General features: G+C 66.7%; 15 protein-coding genes. 5 read left to right on the top strand and 10 right to left on the bottom strand.

The features are described 5' to 3' along the window. Nucleotides 1-49 precede the first annotated feature (49 nt). Both thiS and glgC read right to left on the bottom strand, forming a co-directional pair. Nucleotides 50-250: a sulfur carrier protein ThiS gene (gene thiS, locus LJE61_RS02545; RefSeq protein WP_296909454.1), complete on the bottom strand. Its 201-nt coding sequence runs from the start codon at nucleotides 248-250 to the stop codon at nucleotides 50-52. 12 nt (nucleotides 251-262) lie between these two features. Beyond that, entirely contained in the window at nucleotides 263-1,534 is a 1,272-nt protein-coding gene (gene glgC / locus LJE61_RS02540) for a glucose-1-phosphate adenylyltransferase (protein ID WP_296909455.1), read from the bottom strand. Between the two features lie 292 nt (nucleotides 1,535-1,826). Between glgC and glgB the strand changes: the two genes are divergently transcribed. From glgB to LJE61_RS02525, 3 genes are read left to right on the top strand one after another with little or no spacing between them, the layout of a single operon-like run. Then, nucleotides 1,827-4,109 (top strand): 1,4-alpha-glucan branching protein GlgB, encoded by a 2,283-nt coding sequence (glgB, locus tag LJE61_RS02535; protein WP_296917317.1) that lies wholly within the window; start codon nucleotides 1,827-1,829, stop codon nucleotides 4,107-4,109. Between the two features lie 14 nt (nucleotides 4,110-4,123). Further along, nucleotides 4,124-4,588: a YaiI/YqxD family protein gene (locus LJE61_RS02530; protein ID WP_296909457.1), complete on the top strand. Its 465-nt coding sequence runs from the start codon at nucleotides 4,124-4,126 to the stop codon at nucleotides 4,586-4,588. A gap of 39 nt (nucleotides 4,589-4,627) precedes the next feature. Further along, complete coding sequence (locus tag LJE61_RS02525; RefSeq protein ID WP_296909458.1) at nucleotides 4,628-5,200, top strand: NnrU family protein; 573 nt, start codon at nucleotides 4,628-4,630, stop codon at nucleotides 5,198-5,200. Nucleotides 5,201-5,283: 83 nt separating this feature from the next. Here the strand turns inward: LJE61_RS02525 and LJE61_RS02520 are convergent, their stop codons facing one another. Both LJE61_RS02520 and LJE61_RS02515 read right to left on the bottom strand, forming a co-directional pair. After that, on the bottom strand, nucleotides 5,284-6,054 hold the full coding sequence (locus LJE61_RS02520) for a slipin family protein (RefSeq protein WP_296909459.1): 771 nt from the start codon (nucleotides 6,052-6,054) through the stop codon (nucleotides 5,284-5,286). Between the two features lie 162 nt (nucleotides 6,055-6,216). After that, nucleotides 6,217-7,638 carry an NfeD family protein gene (locus LJE61_RS02515; protein WP_296917315.1) on the bottom strand — a complete coding sequence of 474 codons (1,422 nt, stop codon included), beginning with the start codon at nucleotides 7,636-7,638 and terminating at the stop codon, nucleotides 6,217-6,219. A 137-nt stretch (nucleotides 7,639-7,775) separates the two neighbouring features. Between LJE61_RS02515 and moaE the strand changes: the two genes are divergently transcribed. Next, a complete protein-coding gene (gene moaE, locus LJE61_RS02510; protein ID WP_296911162.1) occupies nucleotides 7,776-8,258 on the top strand; it encodes a molybdopterin synthase catalytic subunit MoaE in 483 nt (160 codons plus the stop codon). Here the strand turns inward: moaE and ureG are convergent. The 5 genes from ureG to LJE61_RS02485 form a co-directional block, all read right to left on the bottom strand. Then, nucleotides 8,253-8,876 (bottom strand): urease accessory protein UreG, encoded by a 624-nt coding sequence (ureG, locus tag LJE61_RS02505; RefSeq protein ID WP_296911165.1) that lies wholly within the window; start codon nucleotides 8,874-8,876, stop codon nucleotides 8,253-8,255. The two genes, moaE and ureG, sit on opposite strands and share 6 nt — an antisense overlap. A 10-nt stretch (nucleotides 8,877-8,886) precedes the next feature. Continuing rightward, entirely contained in the window at nucleotides 8,887-9,573 is a 687-nt protein-coding gene (locus LJE61_RS02500; protein ID WP_296911167.1) for an urease accessory protein UreF, read from the bottom strand. Continuing rightward, entirely contained in the window at nucleotides 9,557-10,015 is a 459-nt protein-coding gene (gene ureE, locus LJE61_RS02495; RefSeq protein ID WP_296917325.1) for an urease accessory protein UreE, read from the bottom strand. The genes LJE61_RS02500 and ureE overlap by 17 nt, the downstream gene beginning before the upstream one ends. A 148-nt stretch (nucleotides 10,016-10,163) precedes the next feature. Continuing rightward, the gene (locus LJE61_RS02490) at nucleotides 10,164-11,381 is read right to left on the bottom strand and encodes a phosphatase PAP2 family protein (RefSeq protein ID WP_296911169.1); all 1,218 of its coding nucleotides are present in this window, start codon (nucleotides 11,379-11,381) and stop codon (nucleotides 10,164-10,166) included. A gap of 137 nt (nucleotides 11,382-11,518) precedes the next feature. Next, on the bottom strand, nucleotides 11,519-11,734 hold the full coding sequence (locus tag LJE61_RS02485; RefSeq protein WP_296911171.1) for a hypothetical protein: 216 nt from the start codon (nucleotides 11,732-11,734) through the stop codon (nucleotides 11,519-11,521). 313 nt (nucleotides 11,735-12,047) lie between these two features. Between LJE61_RS02485 and mgtE the strand changes: the two genes are divergently transcribed. Next, nucleotides 12,048-13,463, top strand: a complete 1,416-nt coding sequence (gene mgtE, locus LJE61_RS02480; RefSeq protein ID WP_296911173.1) for a magnesium transporter — start codon at nucleotides 12,048-12,050, stop codon at nucleotides 13,461-13,463. Between the two features lie 59 nt (nucleotides 13,464-13,522). Here mgtE and LJE61_RS02475 read toward each other — a convergent pair. Next, the coding region (locus LJE61_RS02475) for a DUF72 domain-containing protein (RefSeq protein ID WP_296917313.1) at nucleotides 13,523-14,271 on the bottom strand (749 nt) is incomplete at its 5' end.

Raw genomic sequence — 14,271 nt, 5'->3', positions numbered from 1 at the left:
GCGTAAAACAACCAGGATATCGGATTCGGCGAGCTATGCCCAAATCCCCTCATCCACCGCCGACCGCGTGGATGATCTCGACCCGGTCCTGGGGCTGGAGCCTGCGCTCCTGAAACTGGCTGCGGGGAACCAGCTCCGCATTGACCTCGACCGCCAGTCGGCGGTTGGCAAGCTGCAGCTCATTGATCAGCTCCGCCATGCTGATCCCTTCGAACACCTCGGTGGCGGCGCCGTTCAGAATGATCTGCATCTGTATCGCCCCTCAACGGACATGGTTGGCATCTTGGCCGAGCATCTCCGGGGTCACGAGTGTGATACCGCGCTCGCTGACATAGAACCCGGCGCGGCGATCGGCCTCGGGGTCGAGGCCGATGACCATCCCCTCCTCGACCTGGCAGTACCGGTCGATCACGGCGTTGCGCACGGTGCACTTACGCCCGATCACGACGTCGGGCAGCACGACCGAATCCTGCACGTAGGCGTAGGAGTTGACCCGGACATTGGAGAACAACAAGGAATGGCGGACCGTGGACCCGGAGATGATGCAGCCGCCGGAGACCATCGAGTCGACCGCCATGCCCCGGCGATCCTCATCGTCGAAGACGAACTTGGCTGGCGGCAGCTGCTCCTGATAGGTCCAGATCGGCCAGCTTTTGTCGTAGAGGCTCAGGGGCGGTGTCACGCCGATCAGCTCCAGGTTGCCCTCCCAGAACGCATCCACCGTCCCGACGTCACGCCAGTAGGCCTGCTCGCCGCTTCGGGGGTCGCGGAAGGTATGGGCCATCACTCGATAGTGCTGGATCACCGACGGGATGACGTCCTTGCCAAAATCGTGTGAGGAGCGCGGGGTGTCGGCGTCCTTGATGAGCTGCTCGAAGAGGAAGTCGCGATTGAAGACATAGATGCCCATCGAGATCAGACTTCGGCCCGGGGAGCCCGGGACGCTCGCGGGGTCTTTCGGCTTCTCCGCGAATTGGCGCACCCGTCCCGTGGTGTCGACGGACATGACCCCGAACTCGCGCGCCCGCTCCGTGTCCATCTCCAGACAGCCGACCGTCATGTCGGCGCCGGACTCGACGTGGTAGGCGATCATGCCGCCGTAGTCCATTTTGTAGACGTGGTCCCCGGCCAGGACCAGGACGTAGTCCGGGTCGTGATCGCGAATGATGTCGAGGTTCTGAAATACCGCGTCGGCCGTGCCCGCATACCAGGCAGCCTCGGCGACGCGTTGTTGGGCGGGCCACAACTCCACGAACTCGCCGAATTCCCCACGCAGGAACCCCCACCCTTTCTGGATGTGCAGGATCAGAGAGTGGGCCTTGTACTGGGTCAGGACGCCGATGCGGCGGATCCCGGAATTGATGCAGTTGGATAGAGGAAAGTCGATGATCCGGAACTTTCCGCCGAAGGGGACGGCGGGCTTGGATCGCCAGGCCGTCAGGTGCATCAGCCGTGAGCCCCGTCCGCCGGCCAGGATCAGCGCCAGGGTATTGCGGGTCAGGCGGCTGACGAACCGAGGGTTGTCTTGGGGCATCGATCACTCCTTCCGTCGGGTGGTCATCGGCATCTCGATTGGCGCGCCTATGGTAACATCAAGGGCGTGCGGAACGTTGCAGCAGCGGCCCCCCGATTGGGTTCCTGCCGGTCGGTCCCCCGGCGCCCGCCCGGTCGCGGCGACCTCCGGCCCTGCGAGATCCCCAACCGCCGCCGCTCCCGGCAGGCGCCCCGTGCTCAGAATCTCGGAGGCAGCCCGACGATGCGCGGCGATCGGATAGATCGCCGCTCCGGGGCGACATCAAGAGCTCACAGTGAAGGAAATCCCAAGAATGGCAACCGCGACACACCAGGCTCCCGCGTTCCCGGAGCCGATGCAGCGGATTATCCAGGCTCGCCACCACGATCCCTTCGAGGTCCTCGGGAGGCATCTCGACGGCGACCGGGCGGTCGTGCGCGTCTTCCTGCCAAACGCCGAAGCGGTGACCCTGGTCGAGGCCGATGAGCCGCTCGCCCGGATCGAGGGGACGGATTTCTTCGTCTGGGAAGGCGCGGCGTCCAAGGTCCCGGAACGCTATCGGATCGATTGGGTCGATACGACGGGTGGCCGGCATCTCCACTACGACCCCTACTGTTTTCCGCCTCAGCTCCCGGATTTCGATCTGCATCTCTTCGGCGAGGGCCGCCATTGGCACGCCTACCGCTTTCTCGGGTCGCACGTTTGTGAGGTCGAGGGGATCGAGGGTGTCCGATTCGCGGTGTGGGCGCCCAGCGCCGAGCGGGTCAGCGTGGTCGGCGACTTCAACCGCTGGGACGGGCGCGCCCATCCGATGCGCGTGCGCGGTGGCACCGGGGTCTGGGAGCTGTTCATTCCCGGGATCGCGCAAGGCGGCTTCTACAAGTACGAGATCCGCGACCGCGCCACCAACCTGCACATCAAGATCGATCCCTATGCGCGGGCATTCCAGGAACGACCCCAGACCGCCGGGGTGATCTGCCCCGAGAGCCGCTTCCGCTGGGCCGATCAGGACTGGCTGAAGGCACGCGCCGAGACGGACTGGCAGCACCGGCCCTTCTCGGTCTACGAGGTCCACCTCGGATCCTGGCAGCGGACCGCGGACGGCGACTTCGTCAATTATCGGGTCCTGGCCAGACAGCTCGCGGACTACGTGCATGATCTGGGCTTTACCCACATCGAGTTGCTGCCCATCACGGAGCATCCGCTGGACGCCTCTTGGGGCTATCAGTGCACCGGCTACTTCGCACCCACGGCACGATTCGGCTCACCCGACGACTTTCGTTTCTTCGTCGACTATCTGCATCGCCGCGGCATCGGGGTGCTGCTCGACTGGGTACCCGCCCATTTCCCGAAGGATGCCTATGCCCTGGCCCGTTTCGATGGCACCGCCCTATATGAGCACGAGGACCCTCGTTTGGGCGAGCACAAGGACTGGGGCACCCTGATCTTCAATTTCGGCCGCAACGAGGTCAAGAACCTACTGCTGTCCAGTGCGCTCTACTGGCTTAATGAGTTCCACCTGGATGGTCTGCGGGTGGATGCGGTCGCGTCCATGCTGTATCTCGACTACTCGCGCAACGCAGGCGAATGGATCCCCAACAAATACGGCGGCAACGAGAACCTGGAGGCGGTGGATTTCATCCGGCAGCTCAATACCGTCACCCACGAGCAGCACCCGGGAACCCTGATGATCGCCGAGGAATCCACGGCTTGGCCGGCTGTCTCACGCCCGACCTATCTCGGCGGTCTGGGCTTCAGTATGAAGTGGAACATGGGCTGGATGCACGACACCCTGTCCTACATGCAGAAGGACCCCATCTATCGCCACTTCCATCATGACCTGCTGACCTTCGGGCTCCTCTATGCATTTACGGAGAACTTCGTGCTGCCGTTCTCGCACGACGAGGTGGTTCACGGGAAGAAATCCATGCTCGACAAGATGCCCGGCGACGCCTGGCAGAGGTTCGCGAGCCTGCGCCTGCTCTACACCCTGATGTTCACCTATCCTGGGAAGAAGCTGCTGTTCCAAGGCTGCGAATTTGCCCACGGATCGGAGTGGGATTTCGATGCCGCGATGGGGTGGGAGCTGTTGGAGCGTCCGCAGCATCAGGGTGTTCGACAGATCGTCTCCGATCTGAATCGTCTCTACCGCGAGGAGCCCGCCCTGCATGAGCTCGATTTCGAGAACGCCGGCTTCGAGTGGATCGACTGTCACGACAGCTCGCAGTCCGTTCTGAGTTATCTGCGGAAGGACCAAAGCGGCGAGCAGACCGTTGCCGCCGTGTTCAACTTCACCCCGGTCCCGCGGACCAACTATCGAATCGGTGTGCCCAAGGCCGGATTCTATCGTGAGGCGATCAACTCCGATGCCGAGCTTTACGGCGGCAGCAACGTCGGCAACCAGGGTGGCGTCGCGGCCGAGCCGGTGAGCTGGATGGGCCGACCCTACTCCATCCCCATCGCCCTTCCCCCGCTCGCCGGTCTGGTCCTGGTCCATGAGCCGATAGTGGTCGAGTCGGCTGACGGTGTGGCCGGCGAGAGGGTAGCCGATTCCGAGGCCCCGGGACCGACAGTGGACAATCCGGAGTCGAGCTGACGGTTCCCGCCGGAATGGAGATCTGGGTCGACGCCGACGCCTGCCCCAATGCCGTGAAAGAGATCCTCTATCGCGCGGCTGAGCGCGTCGGTGTGCGCCTGACCCTGGTGGCGAACGCACCGGTGGGCTCGCCGCCATCGCGTCTGATCCGCACCATCCAGGTCTCACCGGGATTCGATGTCGCCGACGACGAGATCCTCAAGCGGTTGAACCCCGGCGATCTGGTCATCACGGCGGACATCCCGCTTGCCGCCGGGGTCATCGGCCAGGGGGGGCAGGCATTGAGTCCGCGGGGCGACCTCTTCACGACGGAGAACATCCGAGAACGGCTGACGATGCGCGACTTCATGGACACCCTGCGCGGAAGCGGCATCCAGACCGGCGGCCCATCTGCGTTCGGATCCCGCGATCGGCAGGCCTTTGCCAATGCCTTGGACGGGATCCTGGCCAGATCGAGGGTGCCGCCCGCACGGCAATGACGACCCGGTTTCACATCGCTCGCTAGGAGGAACCATCCCATGGCGGTACTCATTCTTGGGCTGCTCTTGTTTCTCGGGGTCCACTCGGTGTCCATCATCAACAGCCAATGGCGCAGCGACCTGATCGCCCGATTCGGCGAGATCCCATGGAAGGCGGTTTACGGACTCGTCGCCGTGGCGGGGTTCTACTTGATCGCCTCGGGCTATGGGCTCGCGCGCCAATCGCCGATCGTCATCTATGACCCGCCGACCTGGCTCCGGCACATCAATCTGCTGCTGATGCTGCCGGTGTTCCCGCTGCTGCTCGCCGCCTATCTGCCGGGCCGGATCCAGTCCGCCACCAAGCACCCGATGCTCCTTGCAGTCAAGATCTGGGCCACCGGCCATCTGTTGGCCAATGGGACGCTGGCTGACCTCCTGCTGTTCGGGAGCTTTCTCATCTGGGCGGTCGCGGATCGTATCTCATTGAAGCACCGCGTGGCCCCCCCTGTGCACGGGGCGCCGCCGAGCCAGGTCAACGACGCCATCGCCATCATCGGCGGCGTTGGCCTTTACCTCCTCTTCATGTTCTGGCTGCATCGGGTCCTGATCGGAGTCGCGCCGATCGGCTGACCCGGCATCCCGGGAGGCTGCGGCCAGCGTCCAATCGCATCAGCGGTGGGCGTCGAGGAGCGCCAAGCTCACGAAGGTGGCGATCAGGATCCCGGCCGCCTGCCCGCACCTGCATTCCGCATCAAGGGCTCGATCAGGTCAATCGGGACTGGGAAGACGATCGTCGAGGTCCGGTCGCCGGCGATCGCCGTCAGCGTCTCGAGGAATCGAAGCTGCATCGCCTGAGGCTGTTGCGACAGCACACTGGCCGCCTCCATGAGTTTCTCCGCGGCCTGTTGCTCGCCCTCCGCGTGGATGACCTTCGCGCGACGCGAACGCTCCGCCTCGGCCTGGCGGGCGATCGCGCGGATCATGGACTCGTCCAGGTCGACGTGCTTGATCTCCACGTTGGCGACCTTGATTCCCCAGGCATCGGTCTGCGCATCGAGGATCTGGCGAATGTCGTCGTTGAGCTTGTCCCGTTCGGCAAGCATCTCGTCAAGCTCATGCTGGCCGAGCACCGAACGCAGGGTGGTCTGCGCCAGTTGGCTGGTGGCGTCGCGAAACTGCTCCACCTGGATGATGGATTTCTCGGGCTCGATGACGCGGAAGTAGACCACCGCGTTGACCTTCACCGACACGTTGTCGCGTGAGATCACATCCTGGCTCGGCACGTCCATCACCTGCACCCGCAGGTCGACCTTCTCCATTTTCTGCACCGCCGGGATGACGATGATCAGACCCGGTCCCTTGACGCTGGTGAAGCGCCCGAGGGTGAAGATGACGCCACGCTCGTACTCACGGAGGATCTTGATCGACGCCACCAGCAGCGCGGCGATCAGAGTCAGCGGGATCAGATAGGCTTCGAAGAACATCAGATGGGCTCCATAGGGCGATGCTGATGATTGGCCGTCCATGGACAAAATCAGCACGGAAAGCGAACACGCGGCTTCCGCTTTCCTTCAGTTTCCGCGACCAAGCCGCTTCAGATGGCGGGGCCTCCTGCCCCACACGGGAAGCGCTGAACGTTGCAGCGCTTAGGCGTCCGATACAGGCTCCACCAGCAGGGTCAGACCGTCACGACCGACCACCCTGACCCGCGCCCCGGGTGCGATGCCCCGCTCGCTTCGAGCACTCCAGGTCTCCCCGTGCAGATGCACGCTGCCCGCGCCCGGAAACCCGGAGACGGCCTCGCCGATGGCACCGACCAACTCCTCGGCGCCGCTCGTGACGGGCCGCCGATAGGCCTTCAGGGCCATGCCGATGACGAAAAACAGGAGCAGGGCACTGGAGAGCGCGAAACCGAGGATAAGCGGGAGCGAGATCCCGAATCCCGGGACCTCGGTGTCGATCAGGATCAAGGAGCCCATGACGAAGGTGGCGGCCCCACCGAGCCCCAGGGCACCGAAGCTGGGCACGAAGGCCTCCGCGATCATCAGGGCCAACCCGAGCAGGATGAGACCCGCGCCCGCGTAATTGATGGGCAGGAGCTGGAAGGCGTAGAGCGCGAGCAGAAGGCTGACCGCGCCGACGGTGCCGGGCAGGACCGCGCCCGGATTGGAAAACTCGTAGACCAGCCCGTAGATGCCGACCAGCAGGAGGATGTAGGCCAGGTTCGGGTCACTGATGATCGCGAGCAGACGGGTCTTCCAGCTTGGCTCGCGTGCAACGACCTGCATCCCGGCCGTCTCGAGGACGACCCGCGCCTCCCCGACACGCACAGAGCGCCCGTCCAATGCCTCCAGGAGGGCGTCCAGGTCGGGTGCGATCAGATCCACGACGCCCAGCTCAAGGGCCTCCTCGGCCGAAAGGCTCTCGCCCTCCCGCACGCTGCGCTCCGCCCAGTCCGCGTTCCGGCCGTGAAGCTCGGCGAGGCTGCGGATGTAGGCGGCCGCATCGTGGATCGCCTTGCGCGAGCCGGCATCCCCGGACGCCTCCGCGGGCGGCTCGCGCTCGGCCGGCTGTGTGCGGTCCGGGGACTCGCCCGGGGTGGCAGCCGGCTCCGCGTCGGAGGTGTCATCCGGCGACGCCGGGGTCGTCGGCTTCGGCGCAGGGCTGGGGAGTCCGCCCAGTTGCACCGGGGTCGCCGCCCCCAGGTTGGTTCCCGGCGCCATCGCGGCGACTGAGCAGGCGTAGAGGATGTAGGTCCCGGCGCTGGCGGCCCGTGCGCCAGTCGGCGCCACGTACCCGATCACCGCCACGCGCGAGGCGGTGATCGCCTTGACGATCGAGCGCATGGAGGTATCGAGCCCGCCCGGTGTATCCAGACGCAGGATGAGCAGACCTGCGCCCTGCTCCTCGGCGGCCGAGACCGCGTCCTCGACGAAGGCGGCGCTGGCCGGTCCGATGGCGCCCTCGACGCCGATCAGCAGGGCCTCCCGGGCGAGGAGGCCGGCCGGAATCACCATCATCAGACCCATCACCAGCGCGGGCATCCAGCGTCTGATTCGTTTCGGCATGTCCACGCGTTCCTCCACTCGGCCTCACCCTAAGCTTAGACAAGCTGCCGGCGCTTGCGCGCCGGTACGGCAGCCGAGCATGATCGGGTCGCTCGAAGCGCGAAATAGCATGGGACGAGGTTCCGGGAGGCACCCCGATGCAGCGAATCCAGGTTCAGTCCGGACCGATCGACATCGTCGCTGAGCAGGAGACCCTGCGGCGGGGCAAGCCGCAGGTCGGTGCCTTGGTGACCTTCGTCGGGCTGATGCGTGACATCAACGAGGGGGCGGACGTGCTCTCGATGACCCTGGAGCACTATCCCGGGATGACCGAGAAGGCACTGGCCGCCATTGCCGGGGAGGCTGCCGAGCGCTGGGTGCTGGAAGACATCAGCATCCTGCATCGCGTCGGTGTGCTGCGGCCCCAGGACCCGATCGTTTTCGTCGGGGTCAGCAGCCGGCACCGGGGAGAGGCATTCCGCGCCTGCGAGTTTTTGATCGACTGCCTCAAGACACGCGCACCCTTCTGGAAGAAGGAGCAGACCAGACAGGGCGAGCGCTGGGTGGATGCGCGCCCGGCAGACGACCAGGCGGCGCGGCGTTGGGCCCGCGGGCGGGACCCGTCACGGCCAGAGTCATAGCGGCCCGGGCTCGAGCATCCCCTGGTGCTCGATGAAGTCGACCACCGCGTCGACCCCCTCGGCGGTGCGCAGATTGGTGAAGACGAAGGGGCGCTCACCGCGCATCCGTCTCGCGTCCTGGTCCATGACCTCGAGCGAGGCACCCACGTACGGCGCGAGATCGATCTTGTTGATGACCAATAGATCCGAGCGGGTGATTCCGGGGCCGCCCTTGCGCGGGATCTTCTCCCCTTCGGCGACGTCGATCACATAGATGGTCAGATCGGCGAGCTCCGGGCTGAAGGTCGCGGCCAGGTTGTCGCCGCCACTCTCGATGAAGATCAGGTCCAGGCCCGGGAAGCGGATCTGCAGATCCTCCACCGCCGCAAGGTTCATGGAAGCGTCTTCCCGAATCGCGGTGTGCGGGCAGCCGCCCGTCTCGACGCCGATGATGCGCTCCGCCTCCAGAGCCTGCGAGCGGATCAGGAACTCGGCGTCTTCTCGCGTGTAGATGTCGTTCGTGACCACCGCCAGCTGATAGCGCCCGCGCAGGCGCTTGCAGAGCGCGTCGAGCAGGGCCGTCTTGCCGGAACCCACCGGGCCGCCGACCCCGACGCGCAAAGGTGATGCATCGAGCATGGTCTCTCCCTCAGGAACGAAACAGCCGCGTGTACTGGGTCTCATGGGCCGAGCTGGCGATCGCCAGCGCCGGCAGGGAGGCCCCGATCTCATCGTCCGGGATCGCCATCGCGGTCTCGACCGCACCCGGGACGAGGGCCGCGAGCCGCGCCAGCACCTGCTGGCCCTGGGTCTGTCCCAAGGGCACCAGCTTGACCGCGGCCAGGACGAGATTCTCGAGCCAGGCCCAGGCATAGCCCGCGGCCGCCGCCGTCGGGCCGATCCGCCAGACCGCCGCGGCATAGGCGAAGCCGGCCGCCTGACTGCGAGCGAGCTGCGGCTTCCAGGTGAGCGCCTGGTCCAACCCCCATGCGACCAGCAGATCGGCGAGCGCACGCCCGCGATCGCCCTCCTCGCGCCGCAGCTCCGCGGTCTCGCGCCCGGCCAACAGCCAATCGATCCAGCCGGCCATCGCCGCCTGGTCTCGCTCCGCCGCGGCCGCCTGCATGCGAACCAGCAGGGGGAGATCCAGGTAGACGACGCCGGTCTCGATCTGATCGGCCAACCACGCCTCGAGGTCCTCGGCGCCGCGGACCCAACCGGCCTCGACCGCCCATTCGAGGCCCTGCGAATAGGTGAAGCCGCCGACTGGCAGCGACGGGCTGACCAGATGGATCAGGCGCAGAAGGGGCAAGTCCCCCTCAATGCTCGTGGCCATGTGCCGGCTGATCCGAGCCGTGCCCGCCGTACGCGCCGGTCTCCGGCTCGAAGCGCGCCTGCACGGGTGTGACAGCGAGTCCGAGGCCGCGCAGCAAGGCGTCAAGGACGGGATCCGCTCGGTAGCTCAGACGCCCCGGCTCGATCTGCAGCGGTACGTGGCGGTTTCCGAGGTGATAACAGGCTCGTGCGAGCAGCAAGGGGTCGGTGGTCTCGACGCGCGCGAGCGGCTCAGGTGCCGCGATGATCCCCGCGACCAGCCCGTCCTCGGCGATCAGGCAGTCCCCGTGATGCAGGACGCTGCCCCGCGGCAGGAAGAGCCCGGCCTCCCGGCCATCATCGAGCAGCACGCGCAGGCGGCAACGCATTCGCTGCTCCAGGGTGAGCGTGAGGGTCACATCCGCCGGGATCGGCACCGTGGTCGCGCGGATGAATCGGATCAGGGGTTCGGACTTCGGCAAGGCTGCGATCCCGGCTCGTTCACGACTGCGTAAGGCTCCGCGGAGGGGCGGCCGCCTTTCAAGCATGCGGATCCGACAGGATGCGTCAAGCAAGCGACCCCCGCAAGCGCGACCCGCAGCCGATCCCGGGTCAGGATTCGACCCAGATGACCTCCCCGTCGGCGGTCTGCAGATCGATCTCCGGAAGCGGCTGCTGCGAGGGATGGACCCGGATGTCACCGGCGTCGACCCGCACCTCGACGCGATCCCATTCGCTGGCGACGATCCCGATGACCACCTTGGTGTCCTTCTCGGTGAACAGTCCCCGATGGCTGATCCGATACGTCAGCACCTGGTGATCCTCCGTCAGCTCCGGCTCGACCTTGCTCCAGGGCAGGCCGAAGCCGCGCGCCTCGAGGCGGATCTGCGCCGTACGATGTGCGCCCTCGGGCCAGAACAGGATCACATAGGCCTGATCGGCGACCAGACGCAGGACCCTGGGCGGCGGCTCGAACTCCCCCGGCTGGATCAGAAGCGTCTGCACGTTCTTCAGGGGCGTTGCGAGCAGGACCCCGCCGACCATCAAGGCCGCGGCCCCCGCGTAGGCGGCCGCCGTCACCCTGGGTCGGCGCAAGGTCGTCATGGGCGATGGAGATGCGGCCGCCCAGGCCGCCTCGCGTTGCGGGATGCGCAAGGCGAAATAGTAGAGCGCCCAGACCACGCCAAACGCGATGACCCAGGACCAGACGACGTCCGAAAGAAAGTGGTCGCCCGCCGCCATTCGCCCGATCCCGAGCAGTGTGCCGAGCACGAGCGAGCCCGCCAGCGCGGTCCAGGCGAGCACCGGACGTCGTCTCAGCCAGATCAGGAAAAAGACACCGAGCATGTAGCCGACCGAGCTGTGGCCGCAGGGGAAGGACTTGCCTTTGCCCCGTTCGGACAGCGCCAGCGGCGGGACATACTGGGTCGTCCCACCCAGCTGCTCGACCTGATGGGGTCGCGGCCGGCCCCAGTTCTCCTTGAAGACGCCGTTCACGATCAGCCCCGGTCCGAGGATCGTGGCCGCGATCAGCAGGATCGCGTAGCAGCGCAGACGCCGAAACGCCTCCCAGATCCCGCTGGCAGCGAGCACGAGCAAAGCGCCGAGCATGACGAGACCGGTCAAGAGCGGCGAGGCGACATAGAGGAAGGCCCAGAGCGGGGCCTGTGCCTCGAACCAGGGGTCGTCCGCCTCCGGGTGATAAAACACCCCGGCGACCCGGATATCCAGGTCGGTCAGCCAGAAGGGCACGGTGCCCGCCAAAGCGACCAGCAGGATCGCGACGGCCTGAGGGATCCAGTCGCGGTGCGACGCAGTCGTTCGATGCATTGTCTGTCCTTATGGAACCTGGAAACCGCTGATGACCGCTGCTTGCGTCATCCTGTGCACGAAGGATCCACAACACCGCGGATCCCTGACCGCCCGCCGGCCCGGCCGAGCAGCCTCGAGCCCGACGGGCCTTGGGTTCAACCCCCGTTGAGCCGCTTCAGCCAGAAGGCCAACGGCTTGGGCGATTCCGCCGCCTCATCGAGGTCGCGCCACGAGAAGGTGGTCCGCAACTCCGCACGGCCCTCGCAGAGCTGCGGGTACTCGCGAAAGACCCGGATGCGCAGGCGCGCCAGCTCGGGCAGACAGGTCCCGAGTGCGGCGCCGGTGACGCGCTCGACGCGCAGGTCGGACATGGGAGGCCCTCGATCGGAGGCCCAGGCGTCGCACGCGCCCGGGCACGGGTTCAGTGCCACGGCAGGATACCAGCGATCCGGGATCGGTGGGACATCGGCCGCCGGCGTTCGGCCCGCGCCCCCTGCAGGGGCGCCGGGCACGGGAGACGGGATTCGACCGCTCGTCTCGCATCCAGTAATCTGCAGGCGTGCGTTCGCGGTACGCGTGCCGAGCCGTCCGATGATCGGCGCCGAGCGGCGTCAGACCGGTCTCTGAGCAAGACCGCGAGAGGCCCCATCCTACTTCCACCTCAGCTACCGTGCGACCCGAGCCATGACAGAAGGCAACGAAACGGTCCAACCGCTGCGCTGGACCCGCAGCCGGCCCGGTGAGAGCCTCGATGTCAACCGCCCGGTGGTCAAGGCGATCGCACGGATGATCAAGGCCGGCGAGCGCGACGGGGTCCGCCGCCTGCTGCGGACCTGGCATCCCCGCGACATCGTCGAGCTCCTGGTGCAGTTGCCCTTGAAGCGCGCCCGCAGGCTCTTCCTGCTCCTGCCGGCCGGTCCGGCGGCCAAGGTGATTGCCGGGCTGAACGACGACTTCCGCGCGGCCCTGCTCGAAGACGCGACCATCGAGCGGCTGGCCGAGATCCTCGACTCATTGGACGCCGAAGACGCCGCACACGCCCTGACCGAGCTTCCCGAGGAGGTACAGGCGCGGCTGATGCCGCAGCTGAGGGAGGCGGCGGTCATCCGCGAGATGCAGGACTATCAGGAGGATTCCGCCGGCGGCATCATGACGCGCAAGCTGGTCGCGGTGCCCCCGGGCTGGACCGTCGAGCAGGTGGTCGCGGAGGTGCGCCGCCGTGCCCATCTGATCAAGAAGCTCTCCGCGGTCTACGTCGTCGATGCCGAGCGCAGGCTGATCGGCTACCTGAAGTTGCGCGACCTGCTGCTGCGGCCCAGCGACCGCAGCGTGTCGCAGGTCATGCGCACCGATTACGTCGCGGTCCGCTCCGATATGGACCAGGAGGAGGTCGTCCGCGTGACGCTGGAGAACGAGCTCAGCTCGGTCCCGGTCGTGGACGCCGACGGCCGGCTGCTCGGGCGCATCACCGCCGATGAGCTGCAGCGCGTCGTCCGCGACGAGGCCGAGGAAGACATGCACCTCATGAGCCGGGTCTCCCCCGCCGCGCGCCCCGACGACCCGGTGCTCAGTCTTGTCAGGAACCGCCTGCCCTGGCTGCTCGCCGGGCTGATGGGCGCAACCCTGTCCGGCAGCATCGTCGGGGCCTATCAGACTCAGATCGCCGCCGCGGCCATCCTCGCGAGCTTCATCCCGATCGTCATGTCGATGGCCGGCAACGCCGGGATCCAGGCCGCCACGGTGGCCATCCAGGGTCTGGCCGCCGGCACGCTCTGGATCGGCGACCTGCCGTGGCGGCTCGCCAAGGAGATGCTCGGGGCGCTTCTGAACGGGTTGGCCGCCGCCACGATCCTGGGCGGGGTCGTGGTCCTCGCAGGCCCCCTGGTCGGCGTCGGAGACCCCGTGCGCCTGGCATTCACCGCCGGCCTCGCCCTGACCGGCGTCACGCTTCTCGCCGTCGCCATGGGCGCTGCCGTGCCGCTGATCCTGCACCACTTCCACATCGATCCGGCCATGGCCACCGGCATTTTCATCACCACCGGCAATGACATCATCGCCGTGCTGGTCTTTTTCCTGGTCGCATCGGCGATCTACCTCTGATGCGGGGGCGGCCGAAGGCGTCTCGGCCGGCGCCGGTGCGCTAAGCAGGGCCGAGCCCCTCAGGAGTCGCTCGCCGCGCCCCCCGGCTCGAGCATCCGCCTGAGCGCGAGGGCGTTCGACGCCGCATAGCCGGCCTCGTCATTGTCGAAGTAGCAATAGACGTCGAGTCCCTCACGCAGCCAGGCGGCGCACCGGGCCGCCCAGGCCGAGAGGGCCAGGTGATCGTAGCTCCCCCGGTAGGGGCCGTCGGGTCCGTGCAGGCGGACATAGACGAAATCCGCCGTCACGGACCGCGGGGACAGGAAGCCGTCCAGCTCGTAGATGCAGAAGGCGGCCCGGGAGCGTTCGAGCAGATCGAGCGCCTCGTCGTTGAGCCAGGTCCGGTCCCGCAGCTCGAAGACGAACCGCATGGCCGGCGCACCGCTGGACGGGAGCTCGGCCAGGAACTGCCCGAGACGGCCCTGATCGAAATGCCAGTGAGGTGGGAGCTGGAACAGAACGGGACCGAGCCGATCCCCGAGCAGACGCATGCGATCGAGCAGCCGGTCCAGCCCCTCGCGCGGGTCCTTGAGCTTCTTGAGATGGGTGATGTAACGGCTGGCCTTGACCGCAAAGACGAAGCCATCGGGGACACTGCGCTGCCAGCCCTCCAGCGTCTGCGGGGAGGGCAGCCGATAGAAGCTCGCGTTGATCTCCGCGCTGGCGAGTCGGCGGGCGTAATAGGCCAGCCGCTCCCGCGCGGGCAGGCCCGGCGGGTAGAAGGGTCCCGTCCAGTGGTCGTAGGACCAGCCGGAGGTGCCGATGTGCA

The organism is Thiocapsa sp. (assembly GCF_022340925.1).
In the GTDB taxonomy this organism is placed as follows: Bacteria; Pseudomonadota; Gammaproteobacteria; order Chromatiales; family Chromatiaceae; genus Thiocapsa.
The sequence above is the reverse complement of the archived record's forward strand: the minus strand, read 5'-3'. Positions and strand labels throughout refer to the sequence as shown.

Bases quoted from the DNA above. Each gene is read 5' to 3' on its own strand.
- thiS (WP_296909454.1), bottom strand. From the start codon at position 250: ATGCAGATCATTCTGAACGGCGCCGCCACCGAGGTGTTCGAAGGGATC.
- glgC (WP_296909455.1), bottom strand. From the start codon at position 1,534: ATGCCCCAAGACAACCCTCGGTTCGTCAGCCGCCTGACCCGCAATACC.
- glgB (WP_296917317.1), top strand. From the start codon at position 1,827: ATGGCAACCGCGACACACCAGGCTCCCGCGTTCCCGGAGCCGATGCAG.
- LJE61_RS02530 (WP_296909457.1), top strand. From the start codon at position 4,124: ATGGAGATCTGGGTCGACGCCGACGCCTGCCCCAATGCCGTGAAAGAG.
- LJE61_RS02525 (WP_296909458.1), top strand. From the start codon at position 4,628: ATGGCGGTACTCATTCTTGGGCTGCTCTTGTTTCTCGGGGTCCACTCG.
- LJE61_RS02520 (WP_296909459.1), bottom strand. From the start codon at position 6,054: ATGTTCTTCGAAGCCTATCTGATCCCGCTGACTCTGATCGCCGCGCTG.
- LJE61_RS02515 (WP_296917315.1), bottom strand. From the start codon at position 7,638: ATGCCGAAACGAATCAGACGCTGGATGCCCGCGCTGGTGATGGGTCTG.
- moaE (WP_296911162.1), top strand. From the start codon at position 7,776: ATGCAGCGAATCCAGGTTCAGTCCGGACCGATCGACATCGTCGCTGAG.
- ureG (WP_296911165.1), bottom strand. From the start codon at position 8,876: ATGCTCGATGCATCACCTTTGCGCGTCGGGGTCGGCGGCCCGGTGGGT.
- LJE61_RS02500 (WP_296911167.1), bottom strand. From the start codon at position 9,573: ATGGCCACGAGCATTGAGGGGGACTTGCCCCTTCTGCGCCTGATCCAT.
- LJE61_RS02490 (WP_296911169.1), bottom strand. From the start codon at position 11,381: ATGCATCGAACGACTGCGTCGCACCGCGACTGGATCCCTCAGGCCGTC.
- LJE61_RS02485 (WP_296911171.1), bottom strand. From the start codon at position 11,734: ATGTCCGACCTGCGCGTCGAGCGCGTCACCGGCGCCGCACTCGGGACC.
- mgtE (WP_296911173.1), top strand. From the start codon at position 12,048: ATGACAGAAGGCAACGAAACGGTCCAACCGCTGCGCTGGACCCGCAGC.